Genomic DNA, 16,518 nt, shown 5'->3' with positions numbered 1-16,518 from the left:
CTCTCTGCTAGCCTGGGTCCATGCCTGCTGAACCACTCGGACGCCGCGCCCGGAAGAACTCCCAGACCCGCCGCGCCCTCGCGGACGCCGCCGAGCAGCTGTTTCTGGAGAAGGGCTACGACCAGGTCAGCGTGAAAGAAATCGCCGACGCGGTCGACATCTCGGTGCCGACGATGTTTCGCCACGTTCCCGACGGCAAAGAAGCCATGATGTTCGACGACGGTGCCGAACGTCTCGAAAGCCTGCTGACCGCGGTCACCCAGCGCCCGGCCGAACAGTCACTGATGACAGCGCTGCGCGAGTTCCTGCTGGGGCGGGGGCTGTTCCTCACCGATCCGAGCCCGGAGATCCGCCGGCGCACCGAGCTGATCATGAACACCCCCGCATTGCGCGAATACTCGCGCCGACTGTGGATCCGGTGCGAGGCCCCCTTGGCTGCTGCGATCGCCGCCGAATTGGGCAGGCCCCCCGAGGACATCACCGCCCGTGCCGTCGCGCGCTACGTCCTCGAGATTCCTCAATTCGCCGGCGGCGAGCCCGATCCCCGCGCCGCCCTGGATGCGATCTTCGCCTTGCTGGAACACGGCATGCACGGCGTGGCCTGACCCCGGCCCTCCCGAGGCCGGCAGAGCGGCACGGTCTTCTCTGCGAGGCTCGGCCCCTCGGCATCTGCTGGGCCTATGACCGCGACAACCTCACTATCCTGACGTGATGCCCCGTCCGACGCTCGTCCTCCTCTGGCCGAAGCGCATGGGGCGGCCTTACTCGAAGCCGAGCTGTACTGCAGCGATCCAAAGACTCACCGCGACCGGGCAGAGAATCGAGTCGTGGATGTCGCAGGGTTGAAGCTTCCCGACTGGCGAGCGATCCAGACTCGCGAATACGAAGTCTGGGATGACGCAGACCTTCGGATCGATACGAGCACCACTTCCCCGCACAGCGCAGCAGCACTGATCCTGGCCGCGATCTCATCCGGGACGATCTGACACATATGTGCGGATGTCAGGGGCTACACCCTCACCCGGGGCCGTCCTGCACCGGATAGTCGATGACGACCACACCGCCGGTGGCGTAGTTGACGACGTCGGCGGCCAGCCGCCGGCCTTGCGGCGACGACCGCGCCGCAGCCAGGGCGGCGGCGTCAGCGAAGTCGGCTTCGAAGATGGCGAAGTACGGCGCCTCCCCGTTCGTCGCCGCGACGTCGAAGCTGTAGCGCCACGCAAGCACGCCGGGCCATTTCCTGACCAGCGGAAGGTGGTTGTTCACGTAGTAGTCACGGAAGTGGTCAGGGTCGGCAGGCTTGGGATACAGGACCACCGTCTTATGCATGACGACCTCCGTCCAGATCAGGGATGTGGGTGAGTGTGATGGCCGGAACCTCGGTCGGTGGACCGCGCATGGGACACCGCACGGAATGCAGGGGCCGGTGAACTGGGCACGCTGCGCATCGGATACAGCCTCAGCACAGGGGCCGAGACGGCACCGGCCCTGGTGGACAGGCTCATTTGCAGCAGCCCTGGACTCGAGGTCGGCGCGGTCCCGATGGCGACACCGGAGATCTCCCCCGCGGTCGCCGACGGCCGCATCGATGCGGGAATCACCCGCGGTGAACAGCCGGGTCGTGGCGTGCGCCGGTTCCTGCTGCGGCGCGAGCGCATCGGGGTCCAACTGGCACAGCACCATCCACTGGCCGAACACCCCGAGATCGAGATCGCCGATGCGGCCTCGTATCCGCTGCGACTCCCCGACCGTACAGCCACCCCCGTGATCCACGACCAGCTGTCCGAACTGTTCCGTGACACCCAGCCGAAACCCCGGTTCCACACGCCCGCAGTATCTTTCGATATATCTCAGCGCGATCTACGCGACGGACTCACCCTTGCTCCGGCCGGTGAAGTCGCGGTGACGACACAACCGGCCGGTCTCACGTGGCGACCGCTGCGGGGCGCACCCACCTTGACCATCCATCTGGTCCTCCCGCACGTGCAGTCACCGCTGCATCGCCGTGTCCGCACCATCGCCAAAGCCCTGGCACATGAGCTGCACTGGTTACCGGACTGACGCGCCGCAATAGTGGGAGTACTTCGTCCGGACCACACATGCGGGGTCGGTCGAGCTGGATGGTGACACCGCGACCGGCCGGGCCTACATCTGCGAGCTCGGACGGTTGAACGACGGCCGGTCGGTATTCACCTACGCGCTTTTCCACGGCCGCTACCGGCGTACCGCGGACGGGCGGAAGTTCGCCGAACGCACCTACGAGGTGCGCTGCTTCGACACCGCTCCGCTGACCGGTTCACCGGAGGTCGTCTGGAATACCGCAGCCGCACCGGAACAATCCGCAGCGCCCGAGGCGTCCTGATTCCGGGGACTGACCTGCAGCGCGGCAGCCGGGGGTAGCGACACATCCAGATCTATCGAACAAACGTTCGACAATGGGATAGAGTGGCTCGTGTGAACACACATTCGACTGCACTGGCACCGAATGCTCCGGCACGAAGCTGGTCGGAACTGGCCGATGTCGACTTGCTACGCACCCTCGTCGAAACCGAACGCCGCCGACACCAGCTGGGTGCAGCCATGGCCGGGGCCGTCGCGGAGGCCGAGCGTCGTGGCCTCGCCGTCGACACCGGCTACCGCGACACCGCGGAGCTGTTGAGTGATCTACTGCGAATCAGCGCCTCCGAGGCACGCCGGCGCATCGGATATGCCGCTCCGCGAGCCCGTTCACGTGCCAGAAAGGCATGGCGGGCGGTAGCACCGCTGCCACTCTGATCGGCGGCGCCCGCAAAGCCGGCTCGGCGCGGCGCTTGGGCGCGCTGCACCTACAGGCGCTCGCACCCCAGCATCCTTCGACGGAGCCAAAGAGCTGGTGACCGGTATCCGGCTGGCAGAAACAGATGTCGACCTGTCGATCAGTGACGGTCCGGAAGGTCTAACGCTGGTTCGGGCTCCTCACCCAGCAACTCCTGCGCTGCAGTGTCCACAAAAGCGTTGCGGCACTGGAGAAAGACCTCCGCACCTGGATCGACCCAATGGAACACCACCCCGCGCCCGTTCGTCTGGCGCAAGACCGCCGAGGAGATCCTCGACTCCCTCGCCCGATATCTGCAATGTATTTCAGGCGCGGAACACTGGTCATGACCCACAGCTGGTAATCGTGCCCCGGAATTCCGCAATCTGTGTTGAGCGCAGAGCGAGTCCGACTCCCAGGCCGAGCGTCACCGCGATTGCGTGCTGATCGCCGATGATCAACAGGGTCACCGCGATCACGGCGAATCCGATACGGAGGGGCAGCGACACGGCCCGTGGTGCCGCCCGGGTTGCCGTTGCCCCGGCCACTGCCAGGGTCATTGTCGCCAGGGAGCTCCCCGCGTCGTCCGGCCCGCCCACACCGACGAGGACACAGTTGCAGGCAATCCCGCCCACGACGAACAACACTATGCCCCAGCGCCATTCGAGTACTCGCGCCGTGAAGACGACGCTGCCGGCCAGGGTTGCCAAGTTGAAACCCGCCCCCCACCAGCCGCCGTATTGCACCACCACCGATGTGGCCAGCCGCCACACCTCGCCCTGCCGGATGAGCATGGCGCTGCGCTCGGCCCGTGTCAGTAATCCGGGCTCGAGGAGTTGGGCGACCCACCCGGCGCTGACGACGGTGAACAACGCCGCACCCCACACGGGGACCCGCCACCGTGGACGCCGGGCCGGTACGCACGCCAGAACCGTCCACGCGCACAGATAGACCGCCGCGTACAGCTGACTTTCCAGCATCGTCATCAGCCCCCGCGGCTCATGCCGGCCCAGAAACCGCAGTGATGTTCGGCGGCGAGATCGACTCGCGCCACACCGCTCGCACCGGGGGCGAGGGCCTGGGTGTAGGGCGGGTTCACGTCGGCCCGGAACGTCGGCCAGTCCGGCCGCCCAGGACCGTTCGGATCACCGGTTCTGGCGAAACTCGTCCAATAATCGATGATCCGATCGGACAGTTGCTGCTGCTCGGGAGTGAAATGCACTGAAAGGCCGGCGATATCGAACAGCGACAACACATCCGACGAGTGGTAGGCGCCCATCGGCATCTTCGTCGGTTCCGGGAGCAGCGACGGCGGCTTCGGGTCGGCGAATTCGAACTGGTGCACCGGAGTGTACCGGGCCAGCTTGCGCGATGAATCGTACTGGGTGCAGGCCCATTTGCGGTCGGTGATGACCGCGGCGAACGCCTCTGCCGCCGAACCGTATGCCGAGCGCGGATATTCGGCGTCGACCTTCGCGCGGTCGGGGCCGAAGGTCTCGGTGAGGACCTCGTCGTAGGTCCGGTCCGTCACCGGTTCCGGGTAGTCGTAGTAGACCGCGTTGAGGGTGGCCTCGTTGCGGGTGTTCCCGGAAATGATCGGGACCCGCATGAACTGCCCTTTATCCAACGCGTCGATCGGGTCGACCGGAAGGACCGGCGTGTCGAAGGCGGGGTTGACGAAGCCGCCGAGCACGGGCATCAGCTTGTCTACCGGAAGCCCGCGCATGCAGTCGATGACCGCTGCCGGGTCGCGACCGCCGCAGCCGAGCTCGGTCGCGGTCTTCCTCCCCCGCTCCTCGATCTCGCTGCGCGGCCGGAAGACCGCGCCGGCCTTCTTGTGCCGCTCGTCGAAGTTGTCGAGCCAGCTGACATTGCAGGCTCCGCTCTGCAGCACCGCCTTCTGGAACAGCCCGGCTGCGCCGGGCGAGGTGAGCTGGGCGCAGCTGCTCATCGCACCGGAGGACTCCCCCGCAAGCGTCACATTGCCCGGATCCCCCTGGAAGGCACCGATATTGCGCTGCACCCACGACAGCGCGGCCTGCTGGTCACTCAGCCCGAATGTGCCGGAGCCGGGCAGCCCGGGCAACCCGTAGTAGCCCAGCATGCCGAGCCGGTAGTTGATTGTCACCACGACGACGTCGCCGCGCTGTGCGATCCGTGCCGGGTCGAGACTGCTACCTGTGCCGTTGACGAAGGCGCCACCGTGTATCCACACGACGACGGGTTTCGGGCCGGTGGTTTTCCCGGACGGCACGGTCACATTCAGGTAGAGGCAGTCCTCGGCGGTACTGCCCCCGGGCACCGCGCCCGGATTCTGCGCGCATGCGGGCGGCGGCTTCGTCGCGTCGCGCTCGCCGTTCCATGCCGCGGCGGGCTTCGGGTCCTGCCAACGCAGGGGGCCGACCGGCGGTGCCGCGTAGGGGATCCCCCGGAATACACGCGCGATATCGGTGACGGACCCGCGCACGAGGCCGCCCTCGGTCCGCACCACCGCGCTACCGCCCCGGCCCGGGGCTGGTCGGCTACCACCATCGCCCGTGGCGTCTCCGGGCGAGGCGTCTGCGCCACAAGCAGTTACGGCAAGCACTGTCGTCGAGACCAGCAGCGCCGAAAGCGTGCGCCATAGTTTCGTTTTCATGTCAGACCATCCCTGCTCACGCCGCGGCTCACGGCCGAGTTCCTATCGTTCGACGCCGGGCCGCATCGGCCGGGTACCACATCCCGGAGGCGAATGCCGCGGTGGTACTTCGTCATTGGTGTGGCCCGGCAATGGCGACGACACGCGCCGTGCGCTGTCTGCGCACTGTCACCTGCAGTGCTCGCACGACCGGTAGCGCACTCGATGCCAGCGTGTCGAGGCGCGACCGGTGGTGGTGCCGGGCCTCGCGAGACACCACGTGGTGAAGCTTGGCCGCCGCAATCAGCGCGGTGAGGACCGCATCCGCGGGCGCGATCGCGGCGGTGTCACCCGGCACGCGCAGAGCGCCGTCGACCGCCGAACACAAGCTCAGCCGGTGCGTCCGGTTCCGGACTACCGTGCGATGAACCGGCAACACACCCATCGCTCGTCCGGGCTCGGGTACGAGCACACCCGCGTCGACCAGCTGAGCCTGCACCAGCCGCAACGCCTCGAGGTGGCCTTTGCGGATCCAGTGCCGCCATTGGCGTGGCCGGCTGGCGCGAATCATGGTCAGCGTGTCGTCGAGCACGGGATCACCGGTGGCGCCACCGGCTCCGGTTACGCGAGCGGCGCCGCCCACATCGACGATGTGACCACGCAGCAGCAGGTCCGCCAATGCGGCAGCGCGGACGAGGTATCCGAGAAGGTGGCGATCGCGGACCCTTCGGCGATCGGTCCGGTATGCGAGCAGATAGGCCTTCGCGGGCAATGATTCCGTCATGCATACATCGTGGAAACTCATGCCGCCCGTTCGCTTCCGCACAAGGTCGACCCAGGCCCCGACTTTGGTTCAGCACGGCCCTACCGACGGATGTGCGCGGTCCGGACTTCTCGTCAGGCCAGTCCGGCGTCGTGTGCGGCGAGGGCGATCTGGGTGCGGTTGTCCAGCGCGAGTTTGGTCAGGATGTGTGAGACGTGCGCTTTGACGGTGGGCACGCTCATATAGAGCTCGGTGGCGATCTCGGCGTTGGGCTTGCCGGAAGCGATGGCCAGCGCCACCTCCAGTTCACGTTCGCTGAGCTTCGCGAACGCGGTCCGGGCTCGCTCATAGCTGCCGGCATCGGCGGTCACTTTGTTCATCAGTTTGCGGGTGACCTGCGGGGACAAAATCGGATCCCCGCTGGCCACCCGCTGGATGGCCGCCACGATCTCCGCGGGCGGGGTGTCCTTGAGCAGGAAGCCGTCCGCGCCGGCGTGCAACGCCCGCAGGATGTTCTCGTCGGTGTCGAACGTGGTCAGCACGATGACCGCGGGCGGCGCCGCGCTGCGTGCGCGCAGCCTTCCGGTGGCGGTGACACCGTCCATCTTCGGCATCTGGATATCCATCAGCACCACGTCGGGCGCATGTGCCGCAACCGCTTCCAGCGCAGCATCGCCGTCGGCGGCCTCGCCGACAACGGCGATATCGCCCGCGCCATCCAGCATGATCGTCAATCCCGTCCGAACGAGCGCGTCGTCGTCGGCTATGAGGACCCGGACCTCTTTGCTCACGTCGGCCAGGGTAGCCAGGCATGCACACGAAATTCGCCCGCTGCCGTGAATTCGTGGTCGAGGCGGCCGCCGGTGAGCCGTACCCGCTCGGTCAGCCCAACCAACCCGGTGCCGGTCCCGGGAGCCTCCGCAGGAGCGTGGCCGGTCGGATTGCGGATCTCGATCTGCAACCCCGCGCCCGGGGCGCCGCCGATGCCGACGAATACCGGCAGTCCGGCCGCATGCTTTCGCGCGTTGGTCAAACCTTCTTGGACGATCCGGTAGCCGGTTCGGCCCACCGCCGCGGGCAGGGACGCCTTGTCCGCTACCTCGTCGTCGACATCGACCGCGACGCCCGCCGACCGCGATTCCGCGACCAGCGCCGCCACCTCGGCGAGGCCGGGCTGCGGCCGGTCGGCCGTCTCATCGTCGCGCAGGACGTTGATCACATCACGGAGTTCCCCGAGCGCCTGATGCACGCCCTCGCGGATCACCCCGGCGGCCTTCGCGACCTGTGCCGGCTTCGCGTCCTCCCGGTACTCCAGCGCACCCGCATAGGTGGCTACCAGCGAAAGCCGGTGCGCGAGAACATCATGCATCTCCCGCGCCAGGGCGGTGCGCTCGGCGGCGCGGGCCTCCGCCACCCGGCGCCCCTGCTCCGCTTCGGCCCGCCGGGCCCGATCCTGCAGCGAGGCGATCAGTTCCTGCCGAGCCTTGATCAGCAGACCCCACCCGACCAGCGCGGCATACACCAATATATCCAGCACCAGCCACCAGCCGTAGGACAGCCCCGGCAGCGGCCGCCACAGGCCGTACACCGCATGCCCGGCAGCGCCGGCCGCCGCGACCCAGCCGACGATCGCCGGGCGCTCCCAGCGGGCAACCACCACCATGGCCATGGTCGCGGGCGTCGTCACGGTTCCGGCCACCGTGGCCAGCGCACCCAGAGCCAGCCCACACCACAGCGGCCACCGGCCGACGCCGACCAGCAGCGCGAACCCCAGGACACCGGCCATGACGCCAATCGACAGTTCATATCCGCTGATACCCGCTTCGATCCGGCCGACCATGGTGGACGCCGACAGCACTGCGCCGAGGACCATCACCACGGCGGGCAGACGGGATGAACGACGCGAGCGGTCATCGGTCGTCGGATCGGGGCGCAGCACGCGTTGCAGCCTAGGGCGCCCTCGTACGTGACGGCCATAGACCAAAGTCGATGGCGATTACGACCATAGCTCCGCACCGCTAGCCGTTCGCCCGACGCCTGTCGGTTCCCGGCTCGCGACGCTGGCTGCCATGAACATCGAACGGCGGCCCGACCGCAGTCCATTCCGTACCATCGTGGCACTCGCCTGCGCCGCGGCCGCACTGCCGCTGGCGCTCACCTCCTGCGGCAAAGAACCCGACGCTACCGGCGACAGTCCGAAAAACGATCGGGGTCGGCTCGTTTCGGCTGAGCCCTTGGCGTCTTTGGACGCCGCCCACGTCAGCGACTACGTTCGGCAACAGGGTTTCGACCCCGCCGCCGTCCACTTCGGTGTCGACGCCTACCGCATCCGATATCGCAGCATCGACGACCGCACAGCGCCGACCGTCGTCAGTGGCATCGTGGCTATCCCACAGACATCACAGCACGCGGACTTACCGGTCACCACCTACCTGCACGGCACAAACCCGGTGCGCGCCGCCGCGGCGTCGGTTACCGACTCCCCGGACCGTGCCGCTGTCTACCTGCTCGCCGGCTCCGGGCAAGCAACTACCGCGCCGGATTATCAAGGACTCGGCCTCAGCGACGGCTACCCCGCTTACCTGCTCGCCGAGCCCACCGTGAATACGACTCTCGACGGTCTTACCGCCACCCGCACCCTGGCGCGCCAGCAGAACCGTCGGCTCGGCAAGGCCGTCAACGTCACAGGATTCTCGCAAGGCGGGCACGCAACCATGCCGGTCGCCCGCGCACTTCAGAACGGCACCGAGCCCGGATCGTCGCTCGGCGCGATCGCTGCCGTCGCCGGACCACACGACCTGTTCGGCACGGAACTCGAAGCCGCCCTCGACGGCCGCCTCGACCCACACGAAGCCACCCTGTATCTCGCCTACTTCACCACCTCCTGGAACCGTACGTACCACCTCTACGACTCCCCGGGCGAAGCGTTCAACGCACCCTACGACCGGACCATGGACGCACTGTTCGACGGATCGCATTCCTTCGACGAAATAATCCCGGCGCTGCCCGACTCGCCGCAGCAGCTCCTGCGGCCGGAATTCATCCAGAAACTGTTGCAGCCCAACAGACATCTCGCCGAAGAAATGGCCGCCAACGACGATCTGTGCAGCGGCTGGACACCGCGGGGCGCGGTCGAACTCTTCCACGGCACCGAAGACAAGGACGTCGCCTTCGCCAATTCCGAACGCTGCCGACAAGAACTGGCCGCGGGCGGCGCGCACGCCGAACTGATCAACGTCGGCCCACTCGACCACAACGGCACCGCGATCTCCGCTTTCCCGAAGATCGCCGCATGGCTCGCCACCCTGACCCGGTAGTCTTCCGCTCCTGCCGCCGCGCTGCGCTGCCACGCAGTGCGGCGGCCAAACCCGCTGCGGCTATGCACAACACAAGCGCGACGCTGAGATTCCGGCGACCCTGGGGTCGAGTCGCCGTCCACTGCACATTCGGGATTCCCATGGCGTCACCGATCATTCGATCGAGCATGGACCCGTCCGGAATCCGCTGTGCAGCCTCATAATTCGTTGTCGACATCAGAATTCCTCTTCCGCCGGGCGGGTTTCGGCTGTTGTCACCGGGTCGGCAACACCCCGGTCTCGAACGCTGCGAGATGCGGGGACGGCATAGTACCGGCCGCGACTCGTGTATTGATCACGCAGATCCCGGGGCTTTCGCCCGCCGGCGATCGTCACCACCAGCGCGACAGCCGCGAGAGCGACGACGACGGCCCACCCGGTGGTCAGCCCGTTGGTCAACGCATCCACATGTACTGCCCCACCTTCGATTTCACCGTTCGTAGTCTGAGCGGCGATTGTGGCCAGAGCGGCGACGCCGAGGGTTGCGCCGACCTGTTGCGCGGTACCCAGCATGGCAGAGGCGACACCGGCATGTTCGGCGTCGACGTCGATGACCGCGAGCGGCGTATTGGCGACCATCGCCATGGCCACACCACCACCGAGCAGAATCAACGCAATCACGACCGCCGTGCCGTAGTGCCCGTCGGGTTGCATTCCGGTGAGCAGCAGCGCGCTGCCACCACACATGACCGCGCCGAGGGCAACCAGGGGCCGGGGGCCGGTTGTGGCGATGAGGCGACGGGCCGTCACCGCGAACGCCAGCATCGCCAAACCGGAAGGAACAAAAGCGAATCCGGCTTTCATCGGGCCGAAGCCGAGAACGTCCTGCATAAACTTGGTCAGGAAGAACAAGATCGGGTACATGCAGGCGAACAGCAGCATGGCACTCAGGCACGCCGCGCCCCGCACGCGATGAGCGAGCAGCGACAACGGCAGCATGGGCTGCGTACCGGTGGCCTCGACCCAGAGAAATACCACCGACAGCACGGCCGCGGTGGCGAAGGCGCCCACCGTGATCGGATCGCCCCATCCGTCGGTGCCGGCGTGGATGGTGCCGTAAACCAGGCTCATCAGTGCCAGGGTGCCGGCGAGTGCGCCAGGTAGGTCGAGTACGCGTCGAACACGGTCGGTTTCGGCAAGTGCGATCGGTGCCAGAGCGAGTAGCAGTATTCCGACGGGCACGTTGACCAGGAAGATCAATCGCCAGGTAAAGGCACCGGTGAATACCCCGCCGAGCACCTGACCCAGCACCGCGCCGAGTCCCCCCATGGCACCGTAGAGGACCATGGCCTTGTTGCGGGCCGGTCCCGCCGGGACCATCGTGGTGATCAGCGAGAGCGCCGCCGGTGACGCCATCGCCGCGCCGATGCCCTGCACCAGCCGCGCACCGAGCAGCGTGCCGGGCGCCGTGGCCAGCCCGCACATCAGCGACGCCAGCGTGAATACCGCAACGCCGACAATGAACATGCGTCGCCGCCCGAACAAGTCGGCAGACCGTCCGCCGATGAGCAGTAGTCCACCGTAGGTCAGGGTGTAGGCGTCGATGACCCATGCCAGGGTCGAGCCCCTGAATCCGAGGTCGTGCTGGATCGGCGGCAGGGCGACATTCACGATCGCTACATCCAGCAGGAGCATGAGCTGGGCCAGGCAGATGACCGGTAGTGCGAGGTGGGCCAGCCGTGGCGAAGCAATCGCAGATGTGCCATGCGCGGAGGATGGTGACATGCCAGTTCGTCTTTCTGATCTGTGGGCACAGTCGATGCCGGGAGATCGGCCCGGGGAAGGCGAGAGCCACCGCCCCCGGGGCGATGAAGAAGCCGGTCGGCAACGTCAGGGAAGAACCTGAGGGACTGCGTCGGGGTTGAAATGGCCGACCAGAGCACCGACCAGGCCCCCGAGGATGGGCCCGCCTGACCCTGTCCAGAACCCCACCGCCGACCCGATAGCCGCACCCGCAGCCGCGCCGTTCAGCACGGGGTCGGGATACTGGGAACCAGGGTTGGTAGTGATGTCCTCGGATTCCAGCGGAATGCCGGCCACAGGCGCGGCCTGCGCAGCGGCGGCCGGGCCGGCGTCAGCGGCGGACGATCCGGCGAAAATGACTGTCGCAGTGAGGGGAAGAGCACTGACTGCCAGCACACGACTCACCTTGACAAGAGTGTTTCGGACCATTTTTCCCAACCTTTCCACCCCCGGTGCAATCGAGGGCACGACTTACGACGCGACGACGGCCAGTGTTGTGGCTCACTGGACGCCGGAGCGTCGGGCCGATGGCTAGGGGTGCGCCAGCCAAAGTCTCTGTCGGCATCGACTTTGGTCGGTGTTCACGACCGCGCGGGGATGGACGCGAATCGTGCACGCTCCCGCGCGGCAGTGAGTGGCCAAAGCCCGCCGAGTTCACCCTGTACAGGTGAGGTAACGGCCGTCGCGGTGCTCGATACTCGCGGCATGGACACCACATCGAAGTCGGCATCCGAGACCGTGGTCCGCCAGCAGAAGGCGCTGCTGGACACACTGCCATTTTCCGACAATCAGGACTTCGACGATGCCACTCGCGGTCTGGTGGGCCGTCGTGTTCCGAACGCGATCCGCGACGCGGACGGCCGGGTTGTGTGGGACAACGACACGTATGCATTCCTCGACGGGGATGCGCCCGACACGGTCAATCCGAGCTTGTGGCGGCAGTCCAAGCTCAACGCCATCCAGGGATTGTTCGAGGTGGTGCCCGGGATCTATCAGGTTCGCGGCTTCGACTTGTCGAACGTGTCGTTCATCGAGGGCGACACGGGTGTGCTGGTGCTGGACCCGCTGGTCACCGAGGAGACCGCTGCGGCGGCTCTGGAGTTGTACCGCAAGCATCGCGGTGACCGCCCGGTTACCGGTGTCCTGTACACCCACCCGCATGTCGATCACTTCGGTGGCGTCCGCGGTGTCACCACGCAGGAGGAGGTCGACGCGGGCCGGGTTCCGATCATCGCGCCCGAGGGATTCACCGAGCACGCCGCGTCGGAAAACGTGTACGCGGGTACGGCGATGGCGCGGCGCTCGGCTTACATGTTCGGCGCCGCGCTCGCACGTGGCGTGCACGGCGCGTTGGGGACGGGGTTGGCACAAACGGTGGCGACCGGCAACATCACTCTCATCGCGCCGACAGTGGACATCACCGAAACAGGTCAGGAGGAGACCGTCGACGGGGTCCGCATGGTCTTCCAGATGGCCCCGGAGACCGAGGCGCCGGCCGAGTTCCTCGTATATTTCCCGCAGCACAAGGCGTTGTGCTCGGCCGAGGACGCGACCCACACGATGCACAACCTGCTCACGCTGCGCGGCGCGCTCGTGCGGGACCCGCATGCCTGGTCGAACTATCTCACCGAAACCATCGACCTGTTCGGCGCCGACACCGAGGTCGTATTCGCCTCGCACCACTGGCCGATGTGGGGCAACGAACGGGTCGTTCAGTTCCTGTCCGCCCAGCGCGACCTCTATGCCTACCTGCACGACCAGACGCTGCGTCTGATCAACAAGGGCTGGACCGGGATCGAGATCGCCGAAGAACTCCCGCTCCCGCCCGTTTTGGAGAACGCCTGGCACGCGCGCGGGTACTACGGGTCGGCCAGCCACAACATCAAGGCGATCTACCAGCGTTATATGGGCTGGTACGACGGCAATCCCGCCCACCTGTGGCAGCACCCACCCAAGGAGCAGGGTAAGCGTTACGTCGAACTCGGCGGGGGCGCCGACGCGGTAGTCGCCAAGGCCCGCGAATCCTACGAGGCGGGCGACTACCGGTGGGCGGCGGAAATACTCAGCCACGTCGTATTCGCCGAACCTGATCACGAGCCCGCCCGCGCATTGCTCGCCGACACCTTCGAGCAACTCGGATACGGCGCGGAGAACGGCGTGTGGCGCAACATCTTTCTCTCCGGCACCACCGAGCTCCGTGAGGGACGTTTCGGCACCCCCACGGTGTCGGCCTCGGCCGATGTCGTGTCCGCACTCACCCCGCAGATGCTGTTCGACGCCATCGCCATCCAGGTCGACGGCCCCTCGGCGTGGGACGAGAACCTGACCATCGACGTCGTACTCAGCGACACCGGCGAGCGGTTCCGGCTGCGGCTTGCCAATGGCGTGCTCACTTACAGTGGCCGCCCCCAGCAGGGCGACGCCGACGCGACGCTGACCGCAACCACACGGACCCTGCCCGCCCTGGCGCTGGGCGGGCTCTCCGCGGAGAAGTTGGCGGACACCGGGATCGAGGTGAGCGGGGACGCGTCGGTCCTGACACGACTTGCCGCGGTCCTGGACCCGGGTGACCCGGACTTCGCGATCGTCACACCGACCTGATCCCCGCCGGACACACGGCCTGTTGATCAGTGCTGTGGACCGAGGTGTGATCGCGGTCCTCGCGTCTTCGGCGGTGTCATCACCATGGTCAGACCGTCGAGCAGCCGTTCCAGTCCGAACGCGAACAACGACTCCAGATTCACTTCCGCGTTCGGTTCGGTGATCTGGGTGATCAGCGGTCGATCGACGGCGAGCCGGGCAGCGCCCCATTGTTTGCTCGTCATTCCGGTGTCCAGTTCGGCGCGGGCTTCGCTTTCGATGTTCATCGCTGTGCCGCGCACATAGTTGACCAGGGTGACGTAGGCATGGAGCCGGGTGGAGGAGTCGAGGTCCAGGCCGTCGAAGGCGCGCAGCGTCCACAGTCCGTAGGCGATCATCGCCGGCAGGGTGGCTGGGCGGGTGATGGACACCAGCGGCGGCACCCAGGGATGGCGCTGGTAGACATCCCATTGCAGTTGTGCGGCCACGCGCAGATGTGAGCGCCACCCCGGTGCCGGCTCGGGATAGTCGATCTCGGCGAACGCGGCATCGGCGAGTAGTTGGGTGAGTTCGGCGTCGCCGTCGAGGTGGCCGCGCACGGTCATCGTCGCGACGCCGAGGTCGGCTGCCACTGCCCGCAGCGACAGTGCCGCCAAGCCGCGACTGTCGGCGATCTGCATCGCTGCCTGCACGATCTGCTCGCGTTCGAGCCCCACGGCCGTGCGCGCGGGCAACCGGCGCGTAGCGACGACAGCGCCTACGCGGGAGGTGGATTCGATGGCGCCCGAGTGCTTGAGCGCGGTCAGGGCCTTGGTGGCGGTGGCGATCGCGACGCGCCATTCGCGCGCGATCGCCCTGGTGGTAGGAACCGGGTCTCCCGGCCGCAGCTCTCCCACGGCGATGCGCCGCTCGATCTCGGCGACGATTCGGAGGTAGGGCGGTCGGGGATCGGTCACCCCATCATGCTGGCACGAGTCAGTGGTCGGGCAGCCAGTTGCCGTGCAGGCCCAGTGGCACACGGGCGGGCAGGTGGATGCGCGCGACGGGTTCACCGGTGAAGTCCTGAGCGGCCAGCACGACCAGATCGGCAGCGTTGCGGTTCGGATCGTGGACATAGCTGAGCAGATATCCCTCGTCTTCGCCCGGCCCGGTCGCCGCGAACACTGCCTCTCCCCCGGTTTCCTCCGCCCCGAACGCGTGCACCTCCGCGGTACCCCGCACAAAATCGTGTTTGACCAGCGCGTTGGTGAAGGCCCCGTCCGGGGCCGCGCCCTCGGGGACGAACGGTATCCCGTACAGAGCCGTCGCCGCGGAGTAGCCGTAGCGGTGGGGGTGCGCGGCGTAGGCGTCGTTGATCCGGGGAAAGTCCTGCGGCCGGTCGTCGATGCGTTGCTGCCCGACCGTGTCGGTGGTGATCGTCCAACGATCCAGCACCGGACGGATCGCGCCCGGGTCGGCGGGATCGAACGGCCCTTGGGCGGTGATCAGGTCCACGACAACCGAATCGCCGTCGTCGTAGGCGTTGAGCGTATGACTGACATGCACGGGGTCGATATCGTGCCAGCGCACCTCACCACCCGTCCGCGGCATCACGCCCACACGGGTGGGGTGTTCCGGCAGCCATCGGCAGTCGAATCCGTCGAAGCCCAGCGGAGTATCCCAGAGCACCACATGGTCAGCGGTGAGCGCGAAGTCGTGCAGAAACGGGCTGCGCGGCATCGCGATCGGTACTGCGCGAACCACCTCCCCCGCGGTATCGGTCACGATGTACTGCACGACTTCACGGCCGGGCATATAAGACAGGGAATGCAACTCACCGGCCCGCGGGTCGTGCTTGGAGTGCGCCCCCGCGGTGAAACCCTCCGCCGTAGCGCCCAACTCGCAGAATCCGACGGTATTCAGCTCGTCGTCCAGTAGCACCGGCGGAACTCCGCCCTCCGCCATGGCGAATGTCCGGCCCCCATGCTCGATCACATGCACCATGGGCGCGAATCCCGGGACACGCACGAAACGATTGCGGTACCACTCCGCCCGCCCATCGCGTAGCCGCACCCCGTGCACCATCCCCTGTCCCACTCCCCACACATGAGCGCTCGCATCCTCCACGCTCACCGGGTTGGGACCGTTACGCACGTACCGGCCACCGAGTTCAGCCGGGATATGCCCGGTCACCGGCAGATCGTAGGCCGTGACCTCTGCCTCTACCGGCGCGAAATGACCTTCCAGATACCTCATGAGAACACCGTAGAAACGGGCGGTCCAAAGACGCTCCCGCACAACATAATCACCACGCTGTGTACTAGTACAGGCCGCGGACGTCCCGAGTCCCGGATACAAAAGTGCTACATGTACGGAGGGCCGCTGGGAGTGAGGGGGCCAACTCGATCAGCCCCCGGATACTGCGCTACGGTCCTCGCGTCCCACTGCGCACGAGCTGTTGTCGGGGCCAGGGCGCTCAGAGTGGCTGCTCTATTTATGGCCGGCACGCCAGACTCGGAAGCAGGTGGTGATCAGCCCGCCTGCGGCAATCAGCACAGCGGCATTCGCTGCGCCGGCGACAACCAACGCGACCACAGTCGCCGCGATGACGGAGAGCGCCACAAGGTCTAGCACGATGGCTTTGGTGTGTGGCGAAGGATCTTCGTTGAAGTCGTTGAGGGCCATG

General features: G+C 66.8%; 17 protein-coding genes. 7 read left to right on the top strand and 10 right to left on the bottom strand.

The window, feature by feature from the left end:
• Positions 1 to 20: 20 nt before the first annotated feature.
• Positions 21 to 605: a TetR/AcrR family transcriptional regulator gene (locus tag NV2_RS17370; protein WP_067875093.1), complete on the top strand. Its 585-nt coding sequence runs from the start codon at positions 21 to 23 to the stop codon at positions 603 to 605.
• Positions 606 to 827: 222 nt separating this feature from the next.
• Positions 828 to 986 (top strand): hypothetical protein, encoded by a 159-nt coding sequence (locus tag NV2_RS31465; RefSeq protein ID WP_157102953.1) that lies wholly within the window; start codon positions 828 to 830, stop codon positions 984 to 986.
• Between the two features lie 31 nt (positions 987 to 1,017).
• Here the strand turns inward: NV2_RS31465 and NV2_RS17365 are convergent, their stop codons facing one another.
• Positions 1,018 to 1,329 (bottom strand): EthD family reductase, encoded by a 312-nt coding sequence (locus NV2_RS17365; RefSeq protein ID WP_067875090.1) that lies wholly within the window; start codon positions 1,327 to 1,329, stop codon positions 1,018 to 1,020.
• Positions 1,330 to 1,386: 57 nt separating this feature from the next.
• Here NV2_RS17365 and NV2_RS17360 point away from each other — a divergent pair, with 57 nt between their 5' ends.
• The 3 genes from NV2_RS17360 (at position 1,387) to NV2_RS17350 (ending at position 2,775) form a co-directional block, all read left to right on the top strand.
• Positions 1,387 to 2,061, top strand: coding sequence for a LysR family substrate-binding domain-containing protein (locus NV2_RS17360; protein WP_245662648.1), 675 nt, complete (start codon positions 1,387 to 1,389; stop codon positions 2,059 to 2,061).
• 55 nt (positions 2,062 to 2,116) lie between these two features.
• A complete protein-coding gene (locus tag NV2_RS17355; RefSeq protein WP_084474944.1) occupies positions 2,117 to 2,362 on the top strand; it encodes a nuclear transport factor 2 family protein in 246 nt (81 codons plus the stop codon).
• Between the two features lie 92 nt (positions 2,363 to 2,454).
• Positions 2,455 to 2,775, top strand: a complete 321-nt coding sequence (locus NV2_RS17350) for a DUF222 domain-containing protein (protein ID WP_245662647.1) — start codon at positions 2,455 to 2,457, stop codon at positions 2,773 to 2,775.
• Between the two features lie 363 nt (positions 2,776 to 3,138).
• Here the strand turns inward: NV2_RS17350 and NV2_RS17345 are convergent, their stop codons facing one another.
• From NV2_RS17345 to NV2_RS17325, 5 genes are all read right to left on the bottom strand, one after another.
• A complete protein-coding gene (locus tag NV2_RS17345; protein WP_067875081.1) occupies positions 3,139 to 3,780 on the bottom strand; it encodes a hypothetical protein in 642 nt (213 codons plus the stop codon).
• On the bottom strand, positions 3,780 to 5,432 hold the full coding sequence (locus tag NV2_RS17340; protein WP_084474941.1) for a carboxylesterase/lipase family protein: 1,653 nt from the start codon (positions 5,430 to 5,432) through the stop codon (positions 3,780 to 3,782). The genes NV2_RS17345 and NV2_RS17340 overlap by 1 nt, the downstream gene beginning before the upstream one ends.
• Before the next feature lie 112 nt (positions 5,433 to 5,544).
• Positions 5,545 to 6,195 carry a GOLPH3/VPS74 family protein gene (locus NV2_RS17335; RefSeq protein ID WP_168436172.1) on the bottom strand — a complete coding sequence of 217 codons (651 nt, stop codon included), beginning with the start codon at positions 6,193 to 6,195 and terminating at the stop codon, positions 5,545 to 5,547.
• Between the two features lie 113 nt (positions 6,196 to 6,308).
• A complete protein-coding gene (locus NV2_RS17330) occupies positions 6,309 to 6,965 on the bottom strand; it encodes a response regulator (protein ID WP_218018998.1) in 657 nt (218 codons plus the stop codon).
• Positions 6,962 to 8,113 carry a sensor histidine kinase gene (locus NV2_RS17325; protein WP_067875069.1) on the bottom strand — a complete coding sequence of 384 codons (1,152 nt, stop codon included), beginning with the start codon at positions 8,111 to 8,113 and terminating at the stop codon, positions 6,962 to 6,964. The genes NV2_RS17330 and NV2_RS17325 overlap by 4 nt, the downstream gene beginning before the upstream one ends.
• 130 nt (positions 8,114 to 8,243) lie before the next feature.
• Between NV2_RS17325 and NV2_RS17320 the strand changes: the two genes are divergently transcribed.
• Positions 8,244 to 9,491 carry a hypothetical protein gene (locus NV2_RS17320; protein WP_067875066.1) on the top strand — a complete coding sequence of 416 codons (1,248 nt, stop codon included), beginning with the start codon at positions 8,244 to 8,246 and terminating at the stop codon, positions 9,489 to 9,491.
• A gap of 216 nt (positions 9,492 to 9,707) precedes the next feature.
• On the opposite strand, the gene NV2_RS17315 is transcribed toward NV2_RS17320, so the two are convergent.
• Positions 9,708 to 11,255: an MFS transporter gene (locus tag NV2_RS17315; protein WP_084474938.1), complete on the bottom strand. Its 1,548-nt coding sequence runs from the start codon at positions 11,253 to 11,255 to the stop codon at positions 9,708 to 9,710.
• A gap of 723 nt (positions 11,256 to 11,978) precedes the next feature.
• On the opposite strand from NV2_RS17315, the gene NV2_RS17305 reads away from it, so the two are divergent.
• Positions 11,979 to 13,874, top strand: a complete 1,896-nt coding sequence (locus NV2_RS17305; RefSeq protein ID WP_067875057.1) for an alkyl/aryl-sulfatase — start codon at positions 11,979 to 11,981, stop codon at positions 13,872 to 13,874.
• A gap of 26 nt (positions 13,875 to 13,900) precedes the next feature.
• Here the strand turns inward: NV2_RS17305 and NV2_RS17300 are convergent, their stop codons facing one another.
• The 3 genes from NV2_RS17300 to NV2_RS31735 all read right to left on the bottom strand — a co-directional run.
• Positions 13,901 to 14,809, bottom strand: coding sequence for a GntR family transcriptional regulator (locus NV2_RS17300; RefSeq protein ID WP_067875055.1), 909 nt, complete (start codon positions 14,807 to 14,809; stop codon positions 13,901 to 13,903).
• Between the two features lie 19 nt (positions 14,810 to 14,828).
• On the bottom strand, positions 14,829 to 16,088 hold the full coding sequence (locus NV2_RS17295) for a carotenoid oxygenase family protein (protein ID WP_067875052.1): 1,260 nt from the start codon (positions 16,086 to 16,088) through the stop codon (positions 14,829 to 14,831).
• Positions 16,089 to 16,322: 234 nt separating this feature from the next.
• A partial coding sequence (locus NV2_RS31735; RefSeq protein WP_168436173.1) for a hypothetical protein occupies positions 16,323 to 16,518 on the bottom strand: 196 nt, incomplete at its 5' end.

This window comes from Nocardia vermiculata NBRC 100427 (genome assembly GCF_001613265.1).
Taxonomy (GTDB): Bacteria; Actinomycetota; Actinomycetes; order Mycobacteriales; family Mycobacteriaceae; genus Nocardia; species Nocardia vermiculata.
Note: the sequence above shows the minus strand (reverse complement) of the source record. Positions and strands in the feature narration are given on the sequence as shown.

What these genes read in the sequence shown, in the direction of transcription:
- NV2_RS17370 (WP_067875093.1), top strand. Translation starts at nt 21, where the DNA reads ATGCCTGCTGAACCACTCGGACGCCGCGCCCGGAAGAACTCCCAGACC.
- NV2_RS17365 (WP_067875090.1), bottom strand. Translation starts at nt 1,329, where the DNA reads ATGCATAAGACGGTGGTCCTGTATCCCAAGCCTGCCGACCCTGACCAC.
- NV2_RS17345 (WP_067875081.1), bottom strand. Translation starts at nt 3,780, where the DNA reads ATGACGATGCTGGAAAGTCAGCTGTACGCGGCGGTCTATCTGTGCGCG.
- NV2_RS17340 (WP_084474941.1), bottom strand. Translation starts at nt 5,432, where the DNA reads ATGAAAACGAAACTATGGCGCACGCTTTCGGCGCTGCTGGTCTCGACG.
- NV2_RS17335 (WP_168436172.1), bottom strand. Translation starts at nt 6,195, where the DNA reads ATGACGGAATCATTGCCCGCGAAGGCCTATCTGCTCGCATACCGGACC.
- NV2_RS17320 (WP_067875066.1), top strand. Translation starts at nt 8,244, where the DNA reads ATGAACATCGAACGGCGGCCCGACCGCAGTCCATTCCGTACCATCGTG.
- NV2_RS17315 (WP_084474938.1), bottom strand. Translation starts at nt 11,255, where the DNA reads ATGTCACCATCCTCCGCGCATGGCACATCTGCGATTGCTTCGCCACGG.
- NV2_RS17305 (WP_067875057.1), top strand. Translation starts at nt 11,979, where the DNA reads ATGGACACCACATCGAAGTCGGCATCCGAGACCGTGGTCCGCCAGCAG.
- NV2_RS17295 (WP_067875052.1), bottom strand. Translation starts at nt 16,088, where the DNA reads ATGAGGTATCTGGAAGGTCATTTCGCGCCGGTAGAGGCAGAGGTCACG.